Genomic DNA, 24,526 nt, shown 5'->3' with positions numbered 1-24,526 from the left:
ATTTCCCATGCCTAACGACACCCCGCACGACGAAGCCCCCGAGAAAATCCAGGAACCCCGGCTGTGGACCGGCGACGGCTGGACCGCCCAGGTCATCAAGAACGAAGACGACGACGGCTGGGCCGTGGCCATGCTGAAAGACGGCGAGCCCGAGCCCGCGCTGGTAGGCCCCTGGACCATGGGCCGCGACAAGAAGAACCCCAAGCCGCTGGACGGCAACGCCTTCAGCACCCTGGTGAAGACGGCCAACGAGTTCGTGCGCCGGCACGAGCAGCAGCTGCACGCCAGCCTGCACCAAAGCATCACCGTGGCCGCCGCAGCCGGCAGCATCACCGTGCGGCTGGACATCGTGCCCGACGAAGACAACCCCAGCGCCACCCTGAGCGCCGAAGACGCGGGCGGCGACACGCTGGCCGAGGTACGGGTGGCCCCCAGCTTCAAGCTGAACCGCAGCAGCGCCCTGGCCTGGATCGACGCTGGCTTCGCCAAACCGCGATAACGCTATTTAATTAATAGCTGCCTGCGCTGATATTACCTGCGCAAACTACCAATTTCACCATAAGAAATAGCCCCGGTTTACCAGCCGGGCATGGTGGCTCTGTATGATCCGAAATTTTGTCTAAAGCATCCCCCCACACCATGTCCGCCGGAATGAACCCCGCCCAGCAAGAGGCTGTGAACTACCTGCACGGGCCTTGCCTGGTGCTGGCGGGCGCGGGTTCGGGCAAGACGCGGGTGATCACGCACAAGATCGGCCGGCTGATCCAGTCGGGCCTGGCGCCGAAGCGGATTGCCGCCATCACCTTTACCAACAAGGCGGCGATGGAAATGCGCGAGCGGGCCAAGGCGCTGATCGGCCGCGACGCCAAAGACGTGGTGATCTGCACCTTCCACGCTTTGGGCGTGCGCATGGTGCGCGAAGACGGCCACCGCGTCGGCCTGAAGCCGCAGTTCAGCATTCTGGACGCCGACGACGTGACCAGCATCCTGAAAGACGCCGGCGGCAGCACCGACGTGGCCACCGCCCGCACCTGGCAGTGGACCATCAGCAAGTGGAAGAACATGGGGCTGAACGCCGAGCAGGCCGCGGCCCAGGCGGCGGACGACAACGAGGCCATCACCGCCCGCGTAATGGCGCTGTACGAAGAGCGGCTGACGGCCTACCAGAGCGTGGACTTTGACGACCTGATCAGCCTGCCGCTGCGCCTGCTGCGCGACCACGAGGAAGTGCGCACCAAGTGGCAGAGCGTGCTGGGCCATGTGCTAGTCGACGAATACCAGGACACCAACGCCACCCAGTACGACGTGCTCAAGTACCTGGTGGGCGATGCGGCCCGCTTTACCGCCGTGGGCGATGACGACCAGTCTATCTACGGCTGGCGCGGCGCCACCCTGGACAACCTGAAGAAGCTGCCGGTGGACTTTCCGCAGCTGAAGGTGATCACGCTGGAGCAAAACTACCGCTCCACCAGCGCCATCCTGCGCGCCGCCAACAACGTGATCGGCCCCAACCCCAAGCTGTACCCCAAGACCCTGTTCAGCGAACTGGGCGAAGGCGAGCCGGTACGGGTGGTGGACGCCGACAACGAAGAGCACGAGGCCGAGCGCGCCGTGGCCCGCATCCAGAGCCTGCGCGCCGGCGCCGCCGTGACCCAGGGGCCGCAGTACCAGGAGTTCCGCCACTTCGCCATCCTGTACCGCGCGAATCACCAGGCCAAGCCGTTTGAAAAAGCGCTGCGCAAGGCGGCGATTCCGTACAAGGTGTCGGGCGGCACCGGCTTCTTCGACCGGGCCGAGATCAAGGACTTGTGCGCCTGGTTCCGCCTGTGGATCAACCACGACGACGACCCGGCGTTCTTGCGCTGCATCACCACGCCCAAGCGCGGCATCGGCCACCAGACGCTGGGCAAGCTGGGCGAGTTCGCCACCCAGTACAAGCTGAGCCTGTTCGAGTCGCTGTTCACCTCCTCGCTGGGCGCGCTGCTGCCGGCCAAGGCCATGGACGGCCTGCACGAGTTTGGCCGCTATGTGACCGACCTGGAATACCAGGCGCGCCGCACCGTGGGCGCCGAAGACTCGCTGGCCTTCATGCTGCAGTGGCTGAAGGACATCGACTACGAAAAGCATTTGTACGACGGCGAGGACAGCGAGAAAGTCGCCGCCGCGCGCTGGACCAATGTGCTGGAGTTCTGCGACTGGATGGCGGCGCGTGCCGGCGGCCAGACCGACGAGGATTCGGGCACAACGACGGTGCGCGAAACCAAGAGCCTGCTCGAAGTGGCGCAGACCATCGCCCTGCTGTCCACCATCAACCAGCGCGAGAAGGATGCGGACGTGGTCACCCTGTCCACCCTGCACGCGTCCAAGGGGCTGGAGTGGCCGCATGTGATCCTGGCCGGCGTGACCGAAGGCATGCTGCCCTTCAAGCTGGACGACGACGAGGGCCGCCAGCAGGTAGTCAGCGACGACATCACCCAGCGGCTGCAGGAAGAGCGCCGCCTGATGTACGTGGGCATCACCCGCGCCCAGCGCAGCCTGGCCGTGAGCTGGACCAAGAAGAAGAAAAAGGGCCGCGAGATGGTCTCCGCCCAGCCCAGCCGCTTCATCAAGGAAATGGGGCTGGACCAGGCCACTGTGAAAGAAGACCCGCGCGAGAAGCTGCGTGCGCTGCGCGCCGAATTCGCCAAGAAGTCGCAAGACAACGCGGCCGCCGCCCTGGCCGCCCAACAACCATGAAGACCTGGATCGCTACTTTTTTTATAGCTGCCTGCGCAATATCTACCTGCGCCACAGGCCAAAATCTTGTAAATCCACCCGCCAGCTGCCCGGCCGTCAACACACTGAGCAACGCGCATTTGTACGGCCAGTGGCTGGCCCAGATCGACGGCGAGCCCGGCCCGGCCAGCGTGCAGTTTCTGAAAGACCCTGACCAGGACGACAGCCTCGTGGGCAGCATCAACCGTGCCCTGCCCGTTGACCCCAAGGCGCCCAAAACGCCCAAGGGAGCGGCCGCTAAACCGGCGCTGCTGGCCGGCGATGTGCAGGACGGCGAGTTCAATTTGGAAGAATCGGACGACGGGGTGCGCATCAGCGCCACCTGGTCCGGCCAGCTGGTAGCCGCATCCTGCGGCAAGGAAATCAAGGGAATATGGACCAACGCACTCAACGACCAGACGCACCCCTTTGTGCTGCGCAGACAGGGCGGCTGGCAATGAAGCCGGCAGCCGGCAGTTTCACGCTGGGCCTGCTGCTGGCGGCCATGGGCGGCGGCGCGCAGGCGCAGTCGGCGCCCATCACCTCCAGCACCATCGTGGCGCCCGCCACGCCGGCGGCCACCGGCAGCGCGGCCGGCGCCGTGCCCTGGCTGTCCTGCGCGCGGCTGGTGAACGACCGCGAAGCCCGACTCGCCTGCTTCGACGAGCTGGCCCAGCAGCAGAGCGCGCCCCCGCCGCCGGCCGTGCCGGTACTGGCCACCGCCAGCGCCGCCCTGCCCGAGATTCCGCCCCAGCCGGTGGCCGTGGCGCTGGCGATTGCCGCCGACCAGGGCTGCAAGGACACGCGCTATTCCGAGTTCTCGCGCTTCTGGGAGTTGGAAACCGGCAGCGACTGCGGCACCTTCAACATCCGCGGCTACCGCCCGATCAGCCTGTCGGTGGTGACCGCCGACAACGTCAACGAACAACCCAGCTCGCCCAGCGCCGGCCACACAGCCACCTCGGCCACCGCCTACAAGCGGGTGGAAAACCGCATCCAGGTGTCGGTGCGGACCAAGATCGCCCAGGGCATGCTGACCGACCGCGCCAGCGGCCTCAGCGATTCGCTGTGGTTTGGCTACACCCAGCAGTCGTATTGGCAGCTGTTCACGCCCTCGCTGTCGCGGCCGTTCCGCAGCACCGACCACGAGCCCGAGCTGGTCTACGTCTACCCCAGCACCGTGGCCCTGCCCGGCGGCTGGAAGCTGCGCTACAGCGGCGCCGGCCTGGTGCACCAGTCGAACGGCCAAAGCCTGCCGCTGTCGCGCAGCTGGAACCGCGTCTACGGCATGGCCGGGCTGGAGCTAGGCGACCGCTGGCAGCTGCAGGCGCGCGTCTGGAAACGCCTGCCCGAGAGCAACGGCAACGACGACAACCCCGACATCAGCGACTTCATCGGCCGCGGCGAGCTGCTGGCCGCCTGGAACGTCAACAAGGACAACACCCTGGTCACCACGGTGCGCCATTCGCTGCGCAGCAACAACCGTGGTTCGGTACGGCTGGAATGGCTGAAATCGCTGGACGGCGACGGCCGCAAGAGCGGCCTGCGCCTGCACACCCAGCTGTTCAGCGGCTACGGCGACAGCCTGATCGACTACAACCACCGGCGCACCGTGTTGAGCGTGGGCTTGAGCCTGGTGGATTTCTAACGCCCGTTGCAGGCGGACCGGCTAGGCTGCCTGGGGGCGGCCGGTTGGTTTGTAGGTGTAGGGCTTGGTGTTGAACTTGCCGTGCGGCAGGCTGGCCAGGCGCTTGAACATCCGGCAGCAATAGCCTTCTATGCCCAGGCATTTGTTCAGCTCGTCGACCGGCAGCGGGCCGGAGACGACGACGATGTCGTTTGCGTAGTCCTGCGCACCGGCAGCCCGCAGCCGGCGCCGCGCGCCCATGGCCCAGGACTGGATGCGCACCGGGTTGCCGTGCTGGTGCAGTTCGCCAGTGCTGACGTCAAAAGCTATCGCCACCGTGTCAGTCTTCAAACGGAACCGACGCTCGCCCGTGACCGCGCTCGGAGGCGTGTCCATGTCGTACAGGTAGTAGCTGCCGCCTTTGAGTTGGTATTGCAGTTCCATGGGGATTGCGGGCGATTGCGGGGAGGTAACCCACATTGTGGATGATATTTTTCACGTCCAAGGCATTAATTAGCAGCCTAATGCGGCCCAACTGGTAGCCAACGACCGGCTTTTACCCGGCGCTTACACATGGCCACCCACAGGCATGCAAAAGGCCTGCCAGGGCCCGCCACCGATAATCGGGGCATGACTACACCGAACAAAACCCCAGCTGCCACCGATTTCAGCAGCCTGCCGCTGGCCCCCGCCATGCTGGCCAACCTCACGCAGCTGGGTTATTTACAGATGACGGCGATCCAGGCGGCCAGCCTGCCGCTGGCCTTGCTGGGCCAGGATCTGATCGCCCAGGCCATGACCGGCAGCGGTAAGACCGCCGCCTTCGCCCTGGCCCTGCTGGCCAACCTGAACCCGCGCCGCTTCGCCATCCAGGCCATGGTGCTGTGCCCGACGCGCGAACTGGCTGACCAGGTGAGCACCGAGATCCGCCGCCTGGCCCGCGCCGAAGAAAACATCAAGGTCGTGACCCTATGCGGCGGCGTGGCGCTGCGCGGCCAGAATGCCAGCCTGGAGCATGGCGCCCACATCGTGGTCGGCACGCCCGGCCGCATCATGGACCATCTGGAGCGCGGCAACCTGGACCTGTCGGCACTCAACACCCTGGTGCTGGACGAGGCCGACCGCATGCTGGACATGGGCTTCTTCGAGGACATGGCGACCGTCATCAAGCAGTGCCCGAAAGAGCGCCAGACCCTGCTGTTCTCTGCCACCTACCCTGAAGGCATCGAAAAGCTGAGCCAGCAGTTCATGCGCACGCCCAAGACCATCATCGTGCAGGCCCAGCACGCGGCCACCAAAATTTCGCAGCGCTGGTACCAGGTGGAAAAATCCGAGCGCCTGGCCACCGTGGGCAAGTTGCTGAACCACTTCCGCCCCGAGAGCACGCTGGCCTTCTGCAACACCAAAGTGCAGTGCCGCGCGCTGGTAGAGGAACTGCAAGCCCAAGGCTTCAGCGCGCTGGCGCTGTACGGCGAGCTGGAGCAGCGCGAGCGCGACCAGGTGCTGGTGCAGTTTGCGAACCGCAGCTGCAGCGTGCTGGTAGCCACCGACGTGGCGGCGCGCGGGCTGGACATCGCCGACCTGGCCGCCGTGATCAACGTCGACGTGACGCCGGACTCGGAAGTCCACATCCACCGCATCGGCCGCACCGGCCGTGCGGGTGCGGAAGGCCTGGCGCTAAACCTGGCGTCGATGAACGAAATGGGCTTCGTCGGCAAGATCGAGGTGCTGCAGGGCCGCGAGTCCGAATGGCACAAGCTGGACGAGCTGACCCCGACCAGCAAGGAGCCGCTGCGCCCACCGATGATGACGCTGCAGATCACCGGCGGCCGCAAGGAAAAGATCCGCGCCGGCGACGTGCTGGGCGCGCTGACCGGCGACGCCGGCTACACCCGCGAGCAGATCGGCAAGATCAATGTGAACGAATACTCGACCTACGTGGCAGTAGACCGCCGCATCGCCCATGAAGCCGAGCGCAAACTGAACGCCGGCAAGATCAAGGGCAAGAGTGTGCGGGTGCGGTTGCTGACGGAGTAGGCCCTAAGGGTGAACGGCAAAGTGTGACAAATCGCACGTCGATTTTGCTTACAAAACTCTTCGCCAAAACTCTGAAAATACAAATAACTTATTGATAAATAAAGTTATATTGCATTTGGCCCAACATGTGCTTTAAGTAACAAGAAGTTATTTTTAGTTACAAAACCGTTTTACCATGTTCAAAAAAGCATTCGCTACTCTCGCCCTGTTGGCCACCGCCACCCTGTCCCAAGCCACGCCCGTTTACGTTGGCAGCTACCGGGTAGATGCAGGCCCTAACTGGACCACCAATCCCACCGTGTACTCGGCCACCGAAGCCGCCGCACTGCTGTTTGGCGGCGTTGCCAGCGACTACGACATCTCCACCATTTCGTCGAACATTTTGAACATCAACCACCTGGCCTGGTACACGATTTGGGGTATTGGTGGTGGGACCACTTTCAATGAAGACTTTAAGTTGGATCTCGGTGCGCCTGGCTATAACGCGCCCGGCGGCGCCAACAGCGCCATCTCGGCCTATACCGACGACAACGCAATAGGCGCCCAGTACACCAACTACGTGTTCCGCGTCAGCAGCCTGGCCTCCGACACCAACAACGTGCCTGAACCCGGCTCGCTGGCCTTGTTCGGCGTGGCGCTGGCCGGCTTGGCGGCAGCACGCAAGAAGAAGGCGACCTGATCCAGCCGTTTCCAACCCCAAAAAATACCCCGCATCGGCGGGGTATTTTTTTGTCTGTCGCTTTGCTGCAGCATCAAGCCGCAGGGCGCAGCATCTCTATATGGGGCATATCGTCTTCCAGGTAGACCTCACCCAACGGCACAAAGCCGAAGCCCTGGTAGAACTTCAACAGGTAGTGCTGGGCGCTGATGCGGTTCGCCTGGCCGGGCCAGGTGGTGGCACAGCGCTGCAGAGCTTCGGTCAGCAGCTGCAGGCCCAGGCCTTGGCCACGAAAGGCCGGCGCACTGAGCACCCGGCCCAGCGAGGGCTCGGGGTACTTGCTGCCGGGGTCGGTGACGCGCAGGTAGGCAGCCAGTTGCTTACCCGACCAGGCCAGCAGATGCCAGCATTGCAGATCGTAGTCGTCCACGTCGTGGTAGACGCAGTTCTGCTCGACCACGAAAACCGCCGAACGCAGCTGCAGCGCGGCATGCAGGTCCCTGGCGCTCAAATCATCCAGCCGCGCCCACTGGAAGCGCAACTCAGGACTGGGCATTTTGCAGCGCGGCGATACGTTGTTCGATCGGGGGATGGGTCGAGAACAGCTGGCCAATGCCGCCGGCAATGCCGAAGGCGGCCACGCTCTTCGGCAGCTCGCCGGTGTGCACCCCGCCCAGGCGGGCCAGGGCGTTGATCATCGGCTGCTTGCGGCCCATCAGTTGGGCCGCACCGGCGTCGGCCCGGTATTCGCGGTGGCGCGAGAACCAGGCGACCACCATCGCGGCGGCAAAGCCCAGCACGATGTCCAGCACGATGGTGCTGACGTAGTAGCCGATGCCGGGGCCGGAGCTGCGGTCGTCGCCCTTGCGCAAGAAGCTGTCCACCGCATAGCCGATGACACGGCTCAGGAACACCACAAAGGTGTTCATCACGCCCTGGATCAGGGTCATGGTGACCATGTCGCCATTCGCCACGTGGGCGATTTCGTGGCCCAGCACGGCTTCGATCTCTTCATGGGTCATGCTTTGCAGCAGGCCGGTGGAGACGGCGACCAGGGCCGAGTTCTTGAAGGCGCCAGTGGCAAAGGCGTTGGGATCGCCTTCAAAAATACCGACTTCGGGCATGCCGATCTGGGCCTTGTCGGCCAGGCGGCGCACGGTGTCGACGATCCAGGCTTCGTCGGCGTTCTGCGGCTGCTCGATGATGCGCACACCCGAGGTCCACTTGGCCATGGGCTTGCTGATCAGCAGCGAAATGATGGCGCCGCCAAAGCCCATGATGAGGGCGAAGCCGAGCAGCGAGCCCAGGTTCAGCCCGTTCGGCGTGAGGTAGCGGTTCACCCCCAGCAGGCTGGCGACGACGCCCAGCACCGCGACCACCAGGACGTTGGTCAGGATGAATAAAAGAATGCGTTTCATAGGTTCTCCGTGGGAATAACTGGAGGATAGATGCGGATGGCGGGCCACAGTTCAAGCGATTTGCCGCGGCGGCCGAAAAACTTCGGCGTCAGCGTAAAACGACGGCTCGGTATTCTCGGCCCACCAGCCCGGCACACCCAGCACCGGCAAGGGCGCAAAAGGCTTGCCGGCCAGGCCGGCCGCGCTGAGCTGGGCTGCCACTTCCGCATCCAGGCTTGCTACGGAATATATAGCTGTTGGCGCACAGTATACGTGCGCTACGATCGCTTTTCTTGGACAAACCAGCTTCTCCAGCAGTGCATGGCCGAACAGCACCAGCTGGGCTTGCGCCCACAGCGGTCGCAGCGTGACGAACAGCCGCTGCCAGTCGCGCGCCCGCAGCGCGTCCCACAGCGGCGACGGGGCGATCAGGAAGGCGGCGTTTTCGTCGAACACCGTCAGCGCGTCGCGCACCGGGCCGCGCAAGGGCTGCACGCCGGCGGCGGCGATCTCAGCGGCCTGCAGCTGGTTCAGCCGGCTCTTGGTCTGCGGAAACTGCAGCCAGCACAGGCCGTTGAAGAAGTCGTGCAGGTTGTCGCGGGTGGGCACGCAGCGGGTCTGGTGGATGAAGCGCTCGTAGGGCTCGCCGGGCGGCAGGTCAGCTTGCGGCACAAAGCGCACCGGGGCACTGCCGGCGGCATGCAGGGTGGCGGCGACGGACTGGCCTTGCTGCAGGCGCAGCGTGGCGGGCTCGCCCAGCGCGCGCAAGGGCTGCAGCCAGGGCTGCGACCAATCTACGCTCCACGCCTCTGCTGTACCTTGCATACGGAACCTTACGCCTTATAAAAACTACAATGCAGGCTTGCGGCTCCCCAGCCCCCCCTTGCCCACATGCCACATTGAGGAATCTGACCCCCATGGCCCAGAAATTTGATATCGAGATGCCCAAGTCGCTGACCGAAATCGTCGCCCAGCGCGTGCGGCAGGCGATTATTGACGGGGAATTCGCGCTCGGCCAGATGATCTCCGAGGAAACCCTGGCCGAGTCCTTCGGCGTCAGCCGCACGCCGGTGCGCGACGCGCTGACCCTGCTGCAGACCACCGGCCTGGTCGACATCCGCTCCAAGCGCGGCAGCTTCGTGTTCCAGCCGGATGAGAAAGATGTGCAGGCCATCTGCGACTTCCGCGCCATGCTGGAGCTGCACGGCGCCATGCTGTCGCGGGCGCTGCAGCGCGAGGCCACGGTGGCCGGGCTGCAGGCCATCTTCCAGCAGATGCAGGCGGCCATCGCAGCCGATGACGACGTGGCCTATGGCCGCTGCGACTCGGCCTTTCACGAAGCGCTGTTTGCCCACTGTGGCAACGCCTATGTGGTGAATTCGTACGCGCTGGTGTCGGGCAAGATCGCCGCGCTGCGCACCCATATGTCGCGGCAGTTCTCGGATGCGCGCAGCGTGTCGATGGACGAGCACGCGCAGATCATCCAGTGCGTAGACAGCGGCAACTTCGCCCAGCTGGAGGTGCTGGTCAACGCCCATGTAGGCCGTACCGTCGAGGCGTTCCGGCTGGCCCAGGCCACACGCAGCGCCCCGCCGCCAGCGACCAAGCTGCGCGCCACCGCCTAAATCCACCCTCCAGAAAGCCCGCCATGGCACCAGCCCACCGACTCCAGCAACTGCTACAGACCGGCAAGATCGTGATGGCGCCCGGCGCGCCCGACGCCATCACCGCCCGGCTGGTGCAAAAGGCCGGCTTTCCGGCCGTCTACATGACCGGCTTTGGCGCCACCGCCAGCCGCCTGGGTACACCGGACATCGGCCTGCTGAGCCAGACCGAGATGACCACCCACGCGCGCGACATGGCGCGGGTGGTGGACATTCCCATCATTGCCGACGCCGACACCGGCTACGGCGGCCCGTCGAACATCCAGCGCACGGTGCGGGAATACATCCAGGCCGGAGTCGCCGCCATCCACCTGGAAGACCAGGTGGCCCCCAAGCGCTGCGGCCAGATGGCCGGCATCCGCCTGATGGATGCCCAGGAAAACGTGCTGCGCCTCAAGTGCGCGATGGAAGCCCGGGGCAGCGACCCGTTGCTGGTGATAGGCCGCACCGACGCCCTGCCCGCCATGGGCATAGCAGAAGCCATACGCCGCGCCCACCTGTACCAGGCGGCCGGGGTGGACCTGGTGTTTGTCGACGGCATCAAGAAGATCGCCGAGGTGGAGGCCGTGGCCAAGGCGGTGCCGGGGCCGAAGATTGTCTCCATCGTCGACGGCAACGAAACCACGGCGCTGACCGCCCAGGACCTGCAAGACATGGGGTTCTCGGTGGTGTTCTATGCGGTGACGGCGCTGTTTACCGCCGTCAAGGCGGTATCGGATGCGCTGGCGGAGCTGCAGCGTAGCGGCACGCCGCGCGGCAGTGCAGGCAACATGGTCAGTTACGCGGAATTCAGCACCCTGGTAGACCTGGATTTCCACAAAGACCTCGACGACAGATTCGGAGCCTGAAATGACCACACCCGCTTGCCGCTACTGCACCGCCACGCTGGCGGAACTCGACAGTCTGATGGTCCACATACGCGACCTAGAGCATTCGCGCGTGTTCCTGCTGCGCGACCAGACGCACCGCGGCCGCTGCATCGTGCTGCTAAAGCAGCATGCGCGGGAACTGTTCGAATTGGCGCCCGAGGTGCTGAGCGGTTTCATGCAGGAGGTGGCGCAGGTGGCCGCTGCCATCACCGAATTAGGCGATTGCGACAAGGTGAACTACGCGATCTACGGCGACCTGAACGAGCACATCCACATGCACCTGGTGCCCAAGACCCGCAGCGGGCCACACTGGGGCCAGGCTTTTGTGCTGACGCAGGACGCGCCGCTGGCGCTGCCGGCGGCGCAATTCCAGGCTACGCTACAAAAACTGCAGCAGTTGCTGCAGTCAGTATAAGCGCCAACGGCCGATTTAGCTCTTAACTCAGCCCTTGCCCAGCGGTGGCAGGATTTCCTTCACCATGGGCTTGCCGCCCTTGATCTCGATGAGGAAGCTGTCGCGGTCGATGTCGCCCTTGTCGTCAAAGGTCACGTCCATCAGCACGCCGGGCTCGTCGGCCACCTTGATGGTCATGCCGTGCAGCTGCTTGGCCACGGCCACGCGGTCGAACTTGCCAACCTTCTGGATCGCGGCCTTGAGCATGTAGACGCCCTGGTAGCCCTTGATGCCGTTGTGGTCGGGCACGAAGTTATAGGCCTTGACGAACTTGTCGCGCACCATCTTGATCCCGGCAATCGGCGCATCGGCCGACATCTCGGTATGGCCGACCACGCCGTTGGCAGCCTCGCCGGCCAGGTCGATCACCTTCTGGCCCAACAGGGTCACGTCGCCGACGATGGGCTTGTCCCAGACCTGCTTGCGCAGCTCGCGTAACGCGCGCGCCGACTCTTCTTCGTTCAGGTAGACGAACACCGCCTCGGCATTCGCCTGCTTGACCTTCACCACCGGGGCCGAGAAATCTACCTGGCCGACCTCGGTGGACACATCGGCCACCACCTCAACGCCGTAGGTCTTCAAGGCGCTGACGATGGCGTCGCGGCCCGGCTTGCCGAAGTCGTTGTTCACGTACATCACGGCGATCTTCTTGACCTTCAGGTTCTGTGCGATGTACCGTGCGGCCTTGGGCATGGAATTGACCTGCGTCAGGCCGGTGCGGAAGATGTAGGGGCTGCCCTGCTGCGTCACCAGGGCGCCGGCGGCGGCGGTGAAATTGGGCACCTCGGCGCGGCGGGTCTCGGTCTGGCTGATCAGGATGGAGCCGGTGAACACCGGGCCGAAGATGGCAAAGGCACCGTCGTCTATGGCCCGCACCACCAGGCCCTTGGCGACACCGGGGTTGGTCTGGGTGTCCATATTGGTGACCTCGATCTTGCGGCCCAGGATGCCGCCGGCGGCATTGATGTCCTTGACGGCCAGCTCGATGCCCGACTTGAACATGGTGCCGGCAGTGGCGCCTGCACCCGACAGCTCGACCACGTTGAAGATCTTCACAGGGTCGCCCTGGGCCCACACCGTTGCGGTACTGCAAAGGACGGTAGCCGTCGCGGCGGCGATGAGGGTTCTGCGCTGGAATTTCATTTTTGTCTCCATAGGTCGTAAGGATCGAGGATCGGGCTGCGGTTGCCCAGTGTTCCGGGCTATTTTTCATTCACAATTATTAGTGTACAGTACCCAGTACCTTACATACATCAATTTTATTCCACCGCCATGACAGCCTCTACCGCCGCCGAACAAGCTCTGCAGGCCCTGCGTCAACAGCTGGGCGCTGCCGTATTCATTGCCGACGAAGTACCGGCCCGCAACCGGAACGACTACAGCGGCCTGGCGCCAACCCAGCCGCTGGCCATGGTGCGCCCCGCCGATGTGGAAGGTGTGGCAACGGCCCTGCGCATCTGCCACGCGCACGGCATCGCTGTAGTGCCGCAGGGCGGGCTGACCGGCCTGTGTGGCGGCGCGCGGGCGCAGAGCGACGAGATTGCGCTGTCACTGGAGCGCCTGGTCGGCATTGAAGAAATCGATCCGGCCTCGGCCACCATGACGGTGCTGGCCGGTACGCCGCTGGAGGTGGTGCAACAGGCCGCGGCGGCGGCCGGCTTCTTCTGCCCGCTGGACCTGGGTGCACGCGGCTCGTGTGCGATCGGCGGCAACCTGTCGACCAATGCGGGTGGCAACCGGGTGATCCGCTACGGCATGGCCCGCGACATGGTGCTGGGCATCGAAGCCGTGCTGGCCGACGGCACGGTGGTCAGCAGCCTGAACAAGATGATCAAGAACAACGCGGGCTTTGACCTCAAGCATGTGTTCATCGGCAGCGAAGGCACGCTGGGCATCATCACGCGCACCGTGCTGCGCTTGTTCCCCAAGCCGGCCTCCACCATGGTGGCGCTGTGCGCGGCCGATGACTACGGCACGGTGCTGAAGCTGCTGACGGCAGCGCGCAACGGCCTGGGCCCGATGCTGTCGGCCTTCGAAGTAATGTGGCCCGACTACTGGGACATGGCGACGCAGAAGGTACGCGGCGTACGCAACCCGTTTGCGGCAGACGGCCGCAGCTATGGCGCCTATGTGCTGGTCGAAGCCCTGGGCACCGACCCGGCACGCGACGGCCCCAATTTCGAGGCCTGGCTGGCCCAGCTGCTGGAATCCGGCACCGTGCCGAACGCGGTGGTATCGCAGTCGCTGGCCGACGAAAAAGCCTTCTGGGGCGTACGCGACGCCTGCGCCGAATTCCACCAGCTCTGGCCCGGGCACCTGGCCTACGACATCGGTTTGCCGGTGGTCAACATGGACGAATACGCGGTGCGCTGCAAGGCCGCGCTCAGCGCCCAATTACCGGGCTGCGAGGCGGTGTTCTACGGCCACATCGGCGACGGCAATGTGCACATCGTGGCCTACCAGAGCGGCGTGACCGCCCAACCCAAGGACGCGGCGGACGAAATCATCTACGGCCTGGTGCGCGAGTACGGCGGCACGGTATCGGCCGAGCACGGCATAGGCACCATGAAGCGCCGCTGGCTGGCCCATGCGCGCTCGGCCGAACAGATTGCGCTGATGCGCACGCTGAAGGCCGCGCTGGACCCGAAAAACATCCTCAACCCCGGCAAGGTCATCTGACCAGCCGGGTCCTGGGCACCTTGCTTAGACCAGGCGCCAAGGCAGGGCTTCGCCAGCCCGCAACGGCTTGAGCTGCGCATCGCCGAAGGCAAAGCTGTCGGGCGGGGTCCAGCTTTCACGGTGCAGAGTGATGGTGCCCTGGTTGCGCGGCAGGCTGTAGAAGTCCGGACCATTGAAGCTGGCAAAGGCTTCCAGCTTGTCCAAGGCGTCGGCGTTGTCGAAGGCCTCGGCGTACATCTCGATGGCCGCGTGGGCGGTGTAGCAGCCGGCGCAGCCGGAGGCGTGCTCCTTCAGATGCGCGGGGTGCGGTGCACTGTCGGTGCCCAGGAAGAACTTGGTGCTGCCGCAGGTCGCGGCCTCGACCAGCGCGACCCGGTGGGTTTCGCGCTTCAGCACCGGCAGGCAGTAATAGTGCGGGCGGATGCCGCCAGTGAAGATGGCATTGCGGTTGTACAGCAGGTGGTGGGCTGTGATGGTGGCCGCGGTATAGCTGTCGGCCGCGGCCACGTACTGGGCCGCTTCCCGGGTGGTGATGTGCTCGAAGACGATCTTCAGCTCGGGAAAATCGCGGCGCAGCGGGATCAGTTGGCGGTCGATGAACACGGCTTCGCGGTCGAACAGGTCGATATCGGAACTGGTGACTTCGCCGTGCACCAGCAGCAGCATGCCGGCACGCTGCATGGCTTCCAAGGTCTTGTAGATCTTGCGCAAGTCGGTCACGCCGGCGTCGCTGTTGGTGGTGGCGCCGGCGGGATACAGCTTGGCGGCGACCACGCCCGCGTCTTTGGCGCGGGCGATCTCGTCGGCGGGCAGGCTGTCGGTCAGATACAGCGTCATCAGTGGCTCGAAATCCACTCCGGCAGGAACGGCGGCTAGGATGCGCTGCTTGTACGCCAACGCCTGGGCGGTACTGGTTACCGGTGGGCGCAGGTTCGGCATGATGATGGCCCGGCCGAACTGGGCGGCAGTGTGCGGCACCACGGTGTGCAGGGCATCGCCGTCGCGCACATGCAGGTGCCAGTCGTCGGGCCGGGTGATGGTAAGGGAGTAGGGAGTGGCTGAAGTCATAGGCAGAATTGTCGCATTCCAGATTTTGGGCAAAAAAAATCCTCCGGTGAAGGAGGATTTTTTAGAGGTGGGCAGTATCAGTGCGCCAGGATCTTGTTCAGGAAGTCCTTGGTGCGCGGCTGGCGGTTTTCCGGGTGGCTGAAGAACTCGTCTTTCGAGCAGTCTTCCAGGATCTTGCCGCCCACGTCGATAAAGATCACGCGGCTGGCCACCTTGCGTGCAAAACCCATTTCGTGGGTCACGCACATCATGGTCATGCCTTCCTTGGCCAGGGTCACCATCACGTCCAGCACTTCGCCGACCATTTCGGGGTCAAGCGCCGAGGTGGGTTCGTCGAACAGCATGACCATCGGGTCCATGCTCAGCGCACGGGCAATCGCCACGCGCTGCTGCTGGCCACCGGACAGCTGGCCGGGGAACTTGTCCTTGTGCGCCATCAGGCCCACGCGGTCCAGCATCTTCAGGCCACGCACCTTGGCGTCGTCGGGCGTACGGCCCAACACCTTGATCTGGGCCAGGGTCAGGTTCTCGGTCACCGACAGATGCGGGAACAGCTCGAAATGCTGGAACACCATGCCGACGCGGCTGCGCAGCTTGGGCAGGTCGGTCTTGGGGTCGTGCAGGGCGATACCGTCGACGAAGATCTCGCCCTTCTGGAACGGCTCGAGTGCGTTGACAGTCTTGATCAGGGTCGATTTGCCCGAACCCGACGGACCGCACACCACCACCACGTCGCCCTTTTTGATGCTGACGTTGCAGTTATTCAGCACCTGTACAGGGCCATACCATTTGGAAACGTTCTTAATTTCAATCATGTTTTACTCCACGGGTCTGCATCAACGGATGATGGCGATTTTGAGTTGCAGCTTCTTGACGATGTAGGACAGGCCAAAGCACATGATGAAGTACACCACGGCGGCCAGCAGGTAGGCTTCTTCCGGACGGCCATAGATCTTGCCGGCGGTGGTAAAGCCTTTGAGCAAGTCGTAGGCACCGATGGCATAAACCAGCGAGGTGTCCTGGAACAAGATGATGGTCTGCGTCAGCAGCACCGGCAGCATGTTGCGGAAAGCCTGCGGCAAGATCACCAGCTTCATGTTCTGCGCATAGGTCATGCCAACGGCCTGGCCCGCATGCACCTGGCCACGCGGGATCGACTGGATACCGGCGCGCATGATCTCGCTGAAGTACGCGGCCTCGAATGCGATGAAGGTAATAGTGGCCGACAGCTCGGCACCAATGGGCCGGCCGATGAGGGTAGGCATCAGCAAGAAGAACCACAGAATCACCATCACCAGCGGAATCGAACGCATGCCGTTGACGTAGAAGGTCGCGGGGTACATCAGTATCTTCTTGCCGGACAGGCGCATCAGCGCCAGCACGGTGCCGAACAGAATCCCACCGACGGTCGCGATCAGGGTCAGCTCCAGGCTGAAGAGGAAACCCGTCTGCACGAACTTGCGGATGATTTCCCAGTTGAAGAAGGAAAGGTCTAGTCCACCCATATCAATGCCCCCCGCCTACGCCACCCGCGACAATGAAGCCGGGGATCTGCATTTTTTTCTCAACAAAGGCCATCACGCGATTCACGGAAAAGGCCGAGACCGCGTACAGGAGGGTGACTGCCAGATAGACCTCGACGCCGCGCGAGGTTTCTTCCTGGGCTTGCATGGCGAACATGGTCAGCTCGGAGATAGACACAGCAAATGCCACCGACGAGTTCTTCAGCAGATTCATCGACTCGCTGGTCAGCGGTGGGAAGATGATGCGGAAGGCCATCGGCAAAATCACATAACGGTAGGTTTGCGGAGTGGTGAAACCCATCGCCATACCTGCGTAGCGCTGGCCTTTGGGTAAGGCCTGGATACCGGCGCGCACCTGTTCGGCGATACGGGCGGAGGTGAAGAAGCCCAGGGCCATCACCACCAGCGCAAAGCCGGGAATCTGTTGCATCGCCGGAAAAATCTTGGGCAGCACGAAGTACCAGAGAAAAATCTGTACCAGCAGCGGTATGTTGCGAAACAACTCTACCCAGGCATTGGCAAAGCGCACCAGCCAGGGGCTGTTAGGCAGGGTCCGCAAGGTCCCCATCAGAGCGCCCACCACCATGGCGACGACCCAGGAGCTACCGGCCACAGCCAGCGTCCAGCGCCACGCCTCCATCATCCACTGCAGATAGGTGCGCCCACTGCCGTCGTCATTCAAAAATACTTGCCAATCCATATAGCCCTCCTCCAGAAATGTGCCACCCACCGTCTACAACGATGCTGCGCCGATGTTTCTAGCTTGAAACAAAAACCCCGTCCCTGCAAAAGGGGGACGGGGTTGCGAGCATCCTATCTGCAGTGCTTACTTCTTCAAATATTCTTCCACGGGCTTGTCGTTCAGATTTGCCCAGGCTGCCTTGGTGGCTTCGCTAGCAGGCAGGCCGACCTTGGTGTTCTTGGGAGGAATCGGCTGCATGAACCACTTGTCGTACAGCTTGGCCATTTCGCCGCTCTTCACCATGGCGGTGATCGTGTCGTCGGCCAGCTTCTTGAAAGCGGGGTCGTCCTTGCGGAACATGATGGCGATGGGTTCCACGCTCAGCACTTCGCCCACGATTTTGAAGTCGGCAGGGTTCTTGGCGGTCGCGATATTGCCAGCCAGAATTTGCCCATCCATCACAAACGCATCGGCACGGCCGGATTCCAGCAGCAGGAAGCTGTCTGCGTGGTCCTTGCCAAAGACTTCCTTGAAGTCGACGCCGGTGGCACGCTCGTTCTTGCGCAGCAGCTGCACCGAGGTGGTACCCGTGGTAGTTGCCACGTTCTTGCCGTTCAGCTGGGCAATCGAATTGATGCCGGAGTTGGCCTTGACGGCAATGCGCACTTCTTCCACGTAGACGGTGTAGGCAAAAGCCACGTCTTTTTGGCGCACGGCGCTGTTGGTGGTGGAGCCGCATTCAATATCGACGGTACCGTTCTGCACCAAAGGAATGCGGTTCTGCGAGGTCACGGGCTGGTATTTGATTTCCAGCTTTTTGCCGACGGCTTTGTCCAGGTTAGCGATGATGTTCTGGCACACGTCGTAATGGAAACCGGTGTACTTGCCATCACCCAGGGTGAAGGACAAAGCGCCCGAAGAATCACGCACGCCCATGGTGATGAAGCCGGCAGCCTTGACCTTGGCAATCGTATCGGTGGCTTGTGCCATCGCGCCCCCAGCGGCCAAAGCAGCAACAGCAAAAGCCAACAAATGTTTCTTCATGAAAAAGCTCCAAGGTAAAAGATAAGAACTACACAACGCAAATTTTAAAGACTCCGGCGCGCGGGATAACCCTTGTGCCCGATATTGGTGCGTTCAACAAGATCGAAAAATTCCGAATCACACCCACTATGCAGACTTTATGCCTGCCCTCCAAAGTGCCGGGCCCTTGCCCGACAACCACCATGGCTTACTCTGGCTTTACCCCCATGGTTTGAATAATCGTCGCCAACTGCGGACTCATCGGTAGATTGATGCTGACGCCCGAAGGCAGTCGGCGCAAAAACCAGCGTTTATACAGCCGCTCCAGATCACCCTCTTCCGCCAGGCTGCCAAATGTCTTGTTAACCAACGCAGCCAACTGCGCATCGCCCTTGCGGTACATGATGGCGTAGGGGTCGTAGGACAAAAAGTCACCCACCACCGCATAGTCGGCCTGGCCCTTGTTTTGCGCCAGCAAGCCATAGAGCAAGACATCGTCGGTGGCAAATGCATCGGCCTTGTCGGCCGCCAGCAGCGCAAACGACTCGGCATGGTCGCGCGACACCAGCAGATCGAGATTCAGTTTGAACTTCTCGGACAGCTCGCGCATGGCCTTCTCGTTGGTGGTACCCGCGGTGACCACCACACGCTTGCCCACCAGATCGCGGAACGACCGGACCACCGAACCCTTCCTCACCATCAGTTTGGTGCCGGAGACAAAAGTGGTGGGCGAGAACGCCACCAGCTTTTGCCGCTCCAGATTGCTGGTGGTGGAGCCGCACTCCATATCCACCTGGCCGGACACGACGGCGTGGATGCGCGACTCGGACGTCACCGGCTGCCATTTGATCAGCAGCTCGCGCCCCATCTCCTCGCCCATCGCATCGACCAGCGCCCGGCAGATGTCCACCGCATACCCTATGGGCTCGCCGCGTGCCGACAAATAAGAGAACGGAATCGACGACTCTCGGTAGCCCAAGGTGACGGTACCGGCGTCCAGCGCCTTCTTCAGGGTGCCGGTCAGCACCTGCGCCTGGGCCAGGCCGGCCAGCAGACATGCCAGCAGCCCGGCTGCCAGCGGCTTGGTCCATACGGATTGCATGGCGTGCAGCCTCAAGCCTGCGCCGGACTCGGCCGAGCCGCATCCATCACGCGGGCATTCTGCTCGGCATCGGCTTCAGGAAGCAGCTCGCCTTCCCATTTGGCAACCACGGCCGTGGCGATGGAGTTGCCCACCGCGTTGGTGGCAGAGCGGCCCATGTCCAGAAAGGTGTCCACGCCCAGGATCAGCAGCAAGCCGGCCTCGGGAATATTGAACTGGTTCAGGGTGGCGGCAATCACCACCAGCGAGGCGCGTGGCACACCCGCCATGCCCTTGGAGGTCATCATCAGGATCAGCAGCATGGTGATCTGTGTCGACAGCGGCAGATGGATGCCGTAGGCCTGGGCGATGAACAGCGTGGCGAAGGTGCAGTACATCATCGAGCCGTCCAGATTGAACGAGTAGCCCATGGGCATCACGAAGCTGGAGATCTTGCGCTTTACGCCAAACCGGTCCAGCGCGTCCAAAATCTTCGGGTACGCGGCCTCCGAGCTGGCCGTCGCAAACGACAGCAGAAAGGCCTCCTTGATCAGCACCAACAGCTTGAACACCCGGGGACCCAGGAACAGGAAGCCGGCAAAAATCAGCACGCCCCACAGCAGGAACAGGCCCAGATAAAAGTCGCCCATGAATACCGCGAACTTCAGCAAAATCTCCAGTCCGTTCACAGAAACTGTAGCAGCCATCGCAGCCAGGACGGCCAGCGGAGCCAGTTTCATCACGTAGCCGGTGATCTTCAGCATGACGTGCGACAGTTCCTCGATGGCCGCCAACAGCACCTTGGCCTTGTCGCCCAAGGCCGCCATGGCGACGCCAAAGAACATCGAGAACACCACGATCTGCAGGATCTCGTTGTTCGCCATGGCTTCGGCGAACGACTTCGGCACCAGGTGATTGACGAAATCTTTCAGCGTGAATTTGGAGGTTGCCAAGCCGGCAGACGCACCGATGTCGGGCAGCGGCAGGCCCAGGTTCTTGCCCGGTTCCAGCAGGTTCGCCATAATCAAACCCAGCACCAGCGAGATCAGCGAAGCAGTGAAGAACCAGCCCAGCGCCTTGCCGAAGACCCGCCCGACCGAAGACGCGTCACCCATGTGCGCGATGCCCATCACCAGCGTGGAGAACACCAGTGGCGCGATCAGCATCTTGATCAGCCGCAAAAAAATGTCCGACACGATGGAGATGTAGCCTGCGATCTCGGCAGCCGATTTCTTGTCCGGAAAGCTGGTAAACACCATGTAGCCCAGAAGAATGCCCAGCACCATGGCCAGCAGGATGGTGACTGCTGCGGGAAATTTCTTTTTCATTGTCGTCCTCTCAACCCATTCAAATCCAAAAGTCGAGAACAAGACACATGCACACCAGCGAGATCTGGAAGGTGGATGTGTGTGTTCTTCGCCAGATATCCAATTATTTTTATAGACCGCCACGCACCAAGGCGATGGGCTGGGTCAGTTTTTCCGGCACCAGCAAGGCCTCGAGTTCACTGCGGGACATGATGCCCAGCGACTCGGCCACCTCGCCAATCGGCGCGCCCGTCTTCATTGCCGTCTTGGCGATCAGCGCAGATTTTTCGTAACCGATCAAAGGGTTCAGCGCGGTGACCAGCGTCACCGATTCGCGTACGCGCTTGGCCAGCAACTCGCGGTTCGGCTCGATACCGGCCACGCAATTGGTCTGCAAGGTGCGGCAGGCCTGGCTCAGATGCTCGATGCTCTTGAACAGGCTCCAGCCCATGATGGGTTCAAACGCATTCAGCTGCAGTTGGCCGGCCTCGGAGGCCATGGTCACCGTCATGTCATTGCCTATGACTTCGAATGCCACCTGGTTCATCACCTCGGGAATCACCGGGTTCACCTTGCCCGGCATGATGCTCGAGCCGGCCTGGCGCGCCGGCAGGCGGATGTCGCCAAAGCCGGCCTGTGGGCCGCTGGAGAGCAGGCGCAGGTCGTTGCAGATCTTGCTGAGCTTGCAGGCCACGCGCTTGAGCACGCCAGACAGCTGGACGAATGCGCCGGTGTCCTGCGTGGCTTCGATCAGGTTGCTGGCTTTTTCGACCGGCACGCCGCTGATCTCGGCCAGCAGCTGGCAGGCCCGGTCCGAATAGCCGCCGGGGGCGTTGATGCCGGTGCCGATGGCGGTGGCACCGAGGTTGATTTCCTGGATCAGCGCGCGGGCCTCGCGCAGCCGGGCCTCGTCTTCGCCGATCATGATGGCGTAGGTCAGGAACTCCTGGCCCAGGGTCATCGGCACAGCGTCCTGCAGCTGGGTGCGCCCGATTTTGAGGATGTCTTTGAACTCCAGCGCCTTGGCTTCGAAGCCGGTGCGCAGAAAAGCCATCGACGCCAGCAGGCGCTCGATGCCCAGCCACAGCGCGATGCGCACTGCCGTGGGATAGACGTCGTTGGTGCTCTGCGAGGCGTTCACGTGGTCGTTGGGGTGCAGCACGTCGTAGCGGCCTTTTTCCAAGCCCAGCTTTTCCAGCGCCAGGTTGGCAATCACCTCGTTGGCATTCATGTTCGTCGACGTGCCTGCGCCGCCCTGGATCACGTCCACCACGAACTCGGCGTTCAATGCGCCAGCCACCAGGTCCTTGCAGGCCAGCACGATGGCATCGGCCAGCTTGGCGTCCAGCACACCCAATTCCATGTTGGTGCGGGCGGCGGCCTGCTTTACAAAGGCCAAGGCGGTGATCAGATCCGGCATCGCCGAGATGCGGGTGCCGGAGATCGGGAAGTTCTCTACCGCACGCGCCGAATGCACACCCCAGTACGCATCTGCCGGGATCTGTTTTTCACCCAAAAAGTCGTGCTCGACGCGGAAATTGGTAGACATAAAAACCCATGGCAGTTGAGGAGGTGGCGAACTGTAAATGTCCGTTTCCCCAAACACCAATGCTGTTTACAGGGTGCGTTATGCATAAGTGTCATAGATTTGACACGGGCCAAACGCATGCACCAAGCCGTATCGCCTACCGCACCAAAACGGCCTCTATTTGCCCGTTTTCTGTGCTGCCAAGTACGTCCACAAAGCCTGGGCTGTTCCCTTGGCCGCTGACGGGCCGGTGGGCTTTTCGCGGTAGGCGCGCACGTCCATGGTCATCTCCAGCCCGGTCAAACCGGGTGGCGCGGCACTGACCAGCTTGCGCGCACGCAGCTCTTTCTTGACGGCGCTGTAAGGCAGAAAGGCAATGCCATGGCCTTCGAGCGCCATGGCCTTCAGGCCTTCGGCCATGTCGGTCTCGTACACGCGGTCCAGGTGGATGGCGGTGGCCGATTGCTTGAGGATCATGTCCACGGTTTGCCCCAGGTAAGCCCCCGGCGCATAACCCAGATACGGCAGCAGTTGCCCCGGCTTGCCCGGCAGCTGGAACAGCGGCGCGCCGTCGGCATCGGCCTTGACGTAGGGCGCGATCACCTCCTGACCGAGGCTGACCATCTCGTAGCGGTCGGTGCCCAGCTGAAACGGCTGGGCGCTGTGGTGGTAGGCGATCAGCAGGTCGCAGCTGCCCTCGACCAGGCGCATCACCGCGTCGTGCACGTTCAACGCGATCAGCCGGCTTTTGATGGGGCCAAACTTCTCGCGCAGCAGCGAAACCCAGGCCGGAAAAAAGGTGAACGCCAAGGTGTGCGGCACCGCGAACTCGATCACGTCCTGCCCCGCCGAATGGTGGCCGCGCAGCATGGCGCGCGTGCTTTGCAGTGCCTGCAGCATCTCCAGCGACTGGGCGTACAGGGTTTCACCGGCCGGCGTCAGCCGCGTGGGATACGAGCTGCGGTCTACCAGGTCGGTGCCGGCCCAGCCCTCCAGGGCCTGGATGCGTCGCGAGAACGCGGGCTGGGTCACATGCCGCAGCTGGGCCGAGCGGCTGAAGCTGCGGGTCTCAGCCAAGCTGACGAAATCTTCAAGCCATTTGGTTTCCATGGGGCGGATTATGGACGCGGGCTAGATAGGGGAAACTACGGGTTGGCCCGCAAAATGCCGTGTGCTGTTGTCGACGAAGCGCTGCACCGATGCCTCAATCGCCTGTGGCGACCAACCGCCCACATGCGGTGTCAGCACCACATTGCGCAGGCCCAGCAGCTCGGCCGGCGGCTGGGGCTCGCTCTCGTACACATCCAGGCCGGCACCGGCCAGGCGGCCGCTGCGCAAGGCGTCGGCCAGCGCCGCGGTATCCATCACGCTGCCGCGCGACACGTTCACCACATAGCCCTGCGGGCCCAGGGCCGTCAACACCTCGGCACCGACCAGATGGCGCGTTGCCGGCCCGCCGGGCGTGGCCACCACCAGAAAGTCGGCCCAGGCGGCCAGCGACAGTACATCGGCAAAGTAGGCATAGGCCACGTTCTCCTGGCGCTGGCGGCCGTGGTAGCCGATCTGCATGCCAAAACCCAGTGCCCGGTGCGCCACCTTGTGGCCGATGCCGCCCAGGCCGACGATGCCCAGGCGCCGCTTGGAGACGCTGGCCGGCAACGGCAGCGCATCGCGCCACACGCCCTGGCGGCACTGCTGGTCGAGCTGCGGCACATTGCGCACCACGCCCAGCAGCAGCGCAAACGCATGGTCGGCCACGCAGTCGTCGTTGGTACCCGCGCCATTCGCCAGCACCAGGCCGCGCGATCGCGCATGGGCGATGTCGATATTTTCATAGCCCACGCCCAGCGCGCAGACGATTTCCAGCAGCGGCATGGCGTCCATCTCGGCCGCCGTGAGGCCCACGCTGCCGATGGTCAGCACGGCGTGGATATGCGCGCCGTCCTGCTGCACATGGCGAGCCCGCAGCTCGGCCGATGGCGCGTACACCAGGTCGAAGAACGGCGTGAGCATCGCCTGGTGGTGGTCGGCCATGTAGGTCAGCACAAGGACTCGGGGGCGTAGGGGATGCATGGGCAAAGCTCGCAAAAAGTAAGATGAAATACTATCAAATAAATAGCTTTAAGCGCAGGCAGAATAAGCGCTGAAAGCCTATTTCATTTAAAAATTCGATCT

The 24,526-nt window shown here is 63.0% G+C and carries 25 protein-coding genes; 10 read left to right on the top strand and 15 right to left on the bottom strand.

The window, feature by feature from the left end:
- Positions 1-7 precede the first annotated feature (7 nt).
- The 4 genes from BLT66_RS20020 (at position 8) to BLT66_RS20005 (ending at position 4,402) form a co-directional block, all read left to right on the top strand.
- Entirely contained in the window at positions 8-499 is a 492-nt protein-coding gene (locus BLT66_RS20020; protein WP_092760421.1) for a hypothetical protein, read from the top strand.
- A 140-nt stretch (positions 500-639) separates the two neighbouring features.
- Positions 640-2,736, top strand: a complete 2,097-nt coding sequence (locus BLT66_RS20015; RefSeq protein ID WP_092760419.1) for an ATP-dependent helicase — start codon at positions 640-642, stop codon at positions 2,734-2,736.
- Positions 2,733-3,215 carry a hypothetical protein gene (locus BLT66_RS20010; protein ID WP_092760417.1) on the top strand — a complete coding sequence of 161 codons (483 nt, stop codon included), beginning with the start codon at positions 2,733-2,735 and terminating at the stop codon, positions 3,213-3,215. The genes BLT66_RS20015 and BLT66_RS20010 overlap by 4 nt, the downstream gene beginning before the upstream one ends.
- A complete protein-coding gene (locus tag BLT66_RS20005; protein WP_255407015.1) occupies positions 3,212-4,402 on the top strand; it encodes a phospholipase A in 1,191 nt (396 codons plus the stop codon). The genes BLT66_RS20010 and BLT66_RS20005 overlap by 4 nt, the downstream gene beginning before the upstream one ends.
- Positions 4,403-4,423: 21 nt before the next feature.
- On the opposite strand, the gene BLT66_RS20000 is transcribed toward BLT66_RS20005, so the two are convergent.
- Positions 4,424-4,825, bottom strand: coding sequence for a hypothetical protein (locus BLT66_RS20000; protein WP_092760413.1), 402 nt, complete (start codon positions 4,823-4,825; stop codon positions 4,424-4,426).
- A gap of 186 nt (positions 4,826-5,011) precedes the next feature.
- Between BLT66_RS20000 and dbpA the strand changes: the two genes are divergently transcribed.
- Together dbpA and BLT66_RS19990 are read left to right on the top strand one after the other, a co-directional pair.
- Entirely contained in the window at positions 5,012-6,418 is a 1,407-nt protein-coding gene (gene dbpA / locus BLT66_RS19995; RefSeq protein ID WP_092760411.1) for an ATP-dependent RNA helicase DbpA, read from the top strand.
- Between the two features lie 175 nt (positions 6,419-6,593).
- Positions 6,594-7,097: a PEP-CTERM sorting domain-containing protein gene (locus BLT66_RS19990; protein WP_092760409.1), complete on the top strand. Its 504-nt coding sequence runs from the start codon at positions 6,594-6,596 to the stop codon at positions 7,095-7,097.
- Positions 7,098-7,170: 73 nt separating this feature from the next.
- Here the strand turns inward: BLT66_RS19990 and BLT66_RS19985 are convergent, their stop codons facing one another.
- Genes BLT66_RS19985 through BLT66_RS19975 form a run of 3 tightly spaced genes read right to left on the bottom strand, consistent with a single transcriptional unit; the run spans position 7,171 to position 9,298 of the window.
- Positions 7,171-7,632: a GNAT family N-acetyltransferase gene (locus BLT66_RS19985; RefSeq protein WP_092760407.1), complete on the bottom strand. Its 462-nt coding sequence runs from the start codon at positions 7,630-7,632 to the stop codon at positions 7,171-7,173.
- Positions 7,619-8,494 (bottom strand): protease HtpX, encoded by an 876-nt coding sequence (htpX, locus tag BLT66_RS19980; protein ID WP_092760405.1) that lies wholly within the window; start codon positions 8,492-8,494, stop codon positions 7,619-7,621. Before htpX ends, BLT66_RS19985 begins: the two co-directional genes overlap by 14 nt.
- A gap of 51 nt (positions 8,495-8,545) precedes the next feature.
- Positions 8,546-9,298, bottom strand: coding sequence for a DUF3025 domain-containing protein (locus BLT66_RS19975; RefSeq protein WP_092760403.1), 753 nt, complete (start codon positions 9,296-9,298; stop codon positions 8,546-8,548).
- 92 nt (positions 9,299-9,390) lie between these two features.
- On the opposite strand from BLT66_RS19975, the gene BLT66_RS19970 reads away from it, so the two are divergent.
- From BLT66_RS19970 to BLT66_RS19960, 3 genes are read left to right on the top strand one after another with little or no spacing between them, the layout of a single operon-like run.
- Positions 9,391-10,098, top strand: coding sequence for a GntR family transcriptional regulator (locus BLT66_RS19970; RefSeq protein WP_092760401.1), 708 nt, complete (start codon positions 9,391-9,393; stop codon positions 10,096-10,098).
- Positions 10,099-10,121: 23 nt separating this feature from the next.
- Positions 10,122-10,985: an isocitrate lyase/PEP mutase family protein gene (locus BLT66_RS19965; RefSeq protein ID WP_092760399.1), complete on the top strand. Its 864-nt coding sequence runs from the start codon at positions 10,122-10,124 to the stop codon at positions 10,983-10,985.
- A 1-nt stretch (position 10,986) separates the two neighbouring features.
- The gene (locus tag BLT66_RS19960) at positions 10,987-11,421 is read left to right on the top strand and encodes an HIT family protein (protein ID WP_092760397.1); all 435 of its coding nucleotides are present in this window, start codon (positions 10,987-10,989) and stop codon (positions 11,419-11,421) included.
- A 27-nt stretch (positions 11,422-11,448) separates the two neighbouring features.
- On the opposite strand, the gene BLT66_RS19955 is transcribed toward BLT66_RS19960, so the two are convergent.
- The gene (locus tag BLT66_RS19955; RefSeq protein WP_092760395.1) at positions 11,449-12,603 is read right to left on the bottom strand and encodes an ABC transporter substrate-binding protein; all 1,155 of its coding nucleotides are present in this window, start codon (positions 12,601-12,603) and stop codon (positions 11,449-11,451) included.
- Positions 12,604-12,732: 129 nt separating this feature from the next.
- Between BLT66_RS19955 and BLT66_RS19950 the strand changes: the two genes are divergently transcribed.
- A complete protein-coding gene (locus BLT66_RS19950) occupies positions 12,733-14,139 on the top strand; it encodes an FAD-binding oxidoreductase (protein WP_092760393.1) in 1,407 nt (468 codons plus the stop codon).
- A gap of 24 nt (positions 14,140-14,163) precedes the next feature.
- On the opposite strand, the gene pyrC is transcribed toward BLT66_RS19950, so the two are convergent.
- From pyrC to BLT66_RS19900, 10 genes are all read right to left on the bottom strand, one after another.
- The gene (pyrC, locus tag BLT66_RS19945) at positions 14,164-15,207 is read right to left on the bottom strand and encodes a dihydroorotase (RefSeq protein ID WP_092760391.1); all 1,044 of its coding nucleotides are present in this window, start codon (positions 15,205-15,207) and stop codon (positions 14,164-14,166) included.
- A gap of 77 nt (positions 15,208-15,284) precedes the next feature.
- Positions 15,285-16,022 carry an amino acid ABC transporter ATP-binding protein gene (locus BLT66_RS19940; RefSeq protein ID WP_092760389.1) on the bottom strand — a complete coding sequence of 246 codons (738 nt, stop codon included), beginning with the start codon at positions 16,020-16,022 and terminating at the stop codon, positions 15,285-15,287.
- Between the two features lie 21 nt (positions 16,023-16,043).
- Complete coding sequence (locus BLT66_RS19935) at positions 16,044-16,712, bottom strand: amino acid ABC transporter permease (protein WP_092760387.1); 669 nt, start codon at positions 16,710-16,712, stop codon at positions 16,044-16,046.
- Position 16,713: 1 nt separating this feature from the next.
- Positions 16,714-17,430: an amino acid ABC transporter permease gene (locus tag BLT66_RS19930; RefSeq protein WP_092760385.1), complete on the bottom strand. Its 717-nt coding sequence runs from the start codon at positions 17,428-17,430 to the stop codon at positions 16,714-16,716.
- Between the two features lie 126 nt (positions 17,431-17,556).
- Positions 17,557-18,456 (bottom strand): amino acid ABC transporter substrate-binding protein, encoded by a 900-nt coding sequence (locus tag BLT66_RS19925; RefSeq protein ID WP_092760383.1) that lies wholly within the window; start codon positions 18,454-18,456, stop codon positions 17,557-17,559.
- 187 nt (positions 18,457-18,643) lie between these two features.
- Positions 18,644-19,537: an amino acid ABC transporter substrate-binding protein gene (locus BLT66_RS19920; protein ID WP_092760381.1), complete on the bottom strand. Its 894-nt coding sequence runs from the start codon at positions 19,535-19,537 to the stop codon at positions 18,644-18,646.
- An 11-nt stretch (positions 19,538-19,548) separates the two neighbouring features.
- Entirely contained in the window at positions 19,549-20,844 is a 1,296-nt protein-coding gene (locus BLT66_RS19915) for a dicarboxylate/amino acid:cation symporter (protein WP_092760379.1), read from the bottom strand.
- Between the two features lie 109 nt (positions 20,845-20,953).
- Complete coding sequence (locus tag BLT66_RS19910) at positions 20,954-22,372, bottom strand: aspartate ammonia-lyase (RefSeq protein WP_092760377.1); 1,419 nt, start codon at positions 22,370-22,372, stop codon at positions 20,954-20,956.
- A 156-nt stretch (positions 22,373-22,528) separates the two neighbouring features.
- On the bottom strand, positions 22,529-23,461 hold the full coding sequence (locus BLT66_RS19905; RefSeq protein ID WP_092760375.1) for a LysR substrate-binding domain-containing protein: 933 nt from the start codon (positions 23,459-23,461) through the stop codon (positions 22,529-22,531).
- Between the two features lie 21 nt (positions 23,462-23,482).
- Positions 23,483-24,424 (bottom strand): 2-hydroxyacid dehydrogenase, encoded by a 942-nt coding sequence (locus BLT66_RS19900; RefSeq protein ID WP_092760373.1) that lies wholly within the window; start codon positions 24,422-24,424, stop codon positions 23,483-23,485.
- Positions 24,425-24,526 lie beyond the last annotated feature (102 nt).

Origin of the sequence: Rhodoferax sp. OV413 (assembly GCF_900104385.1) — a bacterium.
Classification (GTDB): Bacteria; Pseudomonadota; Gammaproteobacteria; order Burkholderiales; family Burkholderiaceae_C; genus Rhodoferax_B.
This window is presented reverse-complemented; position numbering and strand designations above follow the sequence as displayed.

What these genes read in the sequence shown, in the direction of transcription:
- BLT66_RS19985 (WP_092760407.1), bottom strand. Translation starts at nt 7,632, where the DNA reads ATGCCCAGTCCTGAGTTGCGCTTCCAGTGGGCGCGGCTGGATGATTTG.
- BLT66_RS20020 (WP_092760421.1), top strand. Translation starts at nt 8, where the DNA reads ATGCCTAACGACACCCCGCACGACGAAGCCCCCGAGAAAATCCAGGAA.
- BLT66_RS19935 (WP_092760387.1), bottom strand. Translation starts at nt 16,712, where the DNA reads ATGGGTGGACTAGACCTTTCCTTCTTCAACTGGGAAATCATCCGCAAG.
- BLT66_RS19960 (WP_092760397.1), top strand. Translation starts at nt 10,987, where the DNA reads ATGACCACACCCGCTTGCCGCTACTGCACCGCCACGCTGGCGGAACTC.
- BLT66_RS20000 (WP_092760413.1), bottom strand. Translation starts at nt 4,825, where the DNA reads ATGGAACTGCAATACCAACTCAAAGGCGGCAGCTACTACCTGTACGAC.
- pyrC (WP_092760391.1), bottom strand. Translation starts at nt 15,207, where the DNA reads ATGACTTCAGCCACTCCCTACTCCCTTACCATCACCCGGCCCGACGAC.
- BLT66_RS19905 (WP_092760375.1), bottom strand. Translation starts at nt 23,461, where the DNA reads ATGGAAACCAAATGGCTTGAAGATTTCGTCAGCTTGGCTGAGACCCGC.
- BLT66_RS19950 (WP_092760393.1), top strand. Translation starts at nt 12,733, where the DNA reads ATGACAGCCTCTACCGCCGCCGAACAAGCTCTGCAGGCCCTGCGTCAA.
- BLT66_RS19955 (WP_092760395.1), bottom strand. Translation starts at nt 12,603, where the DNA reads ATGAAATTCCAGCGCAGAACCCTCATCGCCGCCGCGACGGCTACCGTC.
- dbpA (WP_092760411.1), top strand. Translation starts at nt 5,012, where the DNA reads ATGACTACACCGAACAAAACCCCAGCTGCCACCGATTTCAGCAGCCTG.
- BLT66_RS19925 (WP_092760383.1), bottom strand. Translation starts at nt 18,456, where the DNA reads ATGAAGAAACATTTGTTGGCTTTTGCTGTTGCTGCTTTGGCCGCTGGG.
- BLT66_RS19940 (WP_092760389.1), bottom strand. Translation starts at nt 16,022, where the DNA reads ATGATTGAAATTAAGAACGTTTCCAAATGGTATGGCCCTGTACAGGTG.
- BLT66_RS20010 (WP_092760417.1), top strand. Translation starts at nt 2,733, where the DNA reads ATGAAGACCTGGATCGCTACTTTTTTTATAGCTGCCTGCGCAATATCT.
- BLT66_RS19920 (WP_092760381.1), bottom strand. Translation starts at nt 19,537, where the DNA reads ATGCAATCCGTATGGACCAAGCCGCTGGCAGCCGGGCTGCTGGCATGT.
- BLT66_RS19970 (WP_092760401.1), top strand. Translation starts at nt 9,391, where the DNA reads ATGGCCCAGAAATTTGATATCGAGATGCCCAAGTCGCTGACCGAAATC.
- BLT66_RS19910 (WP_092760377.1), bottom strand. Translation starts at nt 22,372, where the DNA reads ATGTCTACCAATTTCCGCGTCGAGCACGACTTTTTGGGTGAAAAACAG.
- BLT66_RS19990 (WP_092760409.1), top strand. Translation starts at nt 6,594, where the DNA reads ATGTTCAAAAAAGCATTCGCTACTCTCGCCCTGTTGGCCACCGCCACC.
- BLT66_RS19930 (WP_092760385.1), bottom strand. Translation starts at nt 17,430, where the DNA reads ATGGATTGGCAAGTATTTTTGAATGACGACGGCAGTGGGCGCACCTAT.
- htpX (WP_092760405.1), bottom strand. Translation starts at nt 8,494, where the DNA reads ATGAAACGCATTCTTTTATTCATCCTGACCAACGTCCTGGTGGTCGCG.
- BLT66_RS19915 (WP_092760379.1), bottom strand. Translation starts at nt 20,844, where the DNA reads ATGAAAAAGAAATTTCCCGCAGCAGTCACCATCCTGCTGGCCATGGTG.
- BLT66_RS19975 (WP_092760403.1), bottom strand. Translation starts at nt 9,298, where the DNA reads ATGCAAGGTACAGCAGAGGCGTGGAGCGTAGATTGGTCGCAGCCCTGG.
- BLT66_RS20015 (WP_092760419.1), top strand. Translation starts at nt 640, where the DNA reads ATGTCCGCCGGAATGAACCCCGCCCAGCAAGAGGCTGTGAACTACCTG.
- BLT66_RS19965 (WP_092760399.1), top strand. Translation starts at nt 10,122, where the DNA reads ATGGCACCAGCCCACCGACTCCAGCAACTGCTACAGACCGGCAAGATC.
- BLT66_RS20005 (WP_255407015.1), top strand. Translation starts at nt 3,212, where the DNA reads ATGAAGCCGGCAGCCGGCAGTTTCACGCTGGGCCTGCTGCTGGCGGCC.
- BLT66_RS19900 (WP_092760373.1), bottom strand. Translation starts at nt 24,424, where the DNA reads ATGCATCCCCTACGCCCCCGAGTCCTTGTGCTGACCTACATGGCCGAC.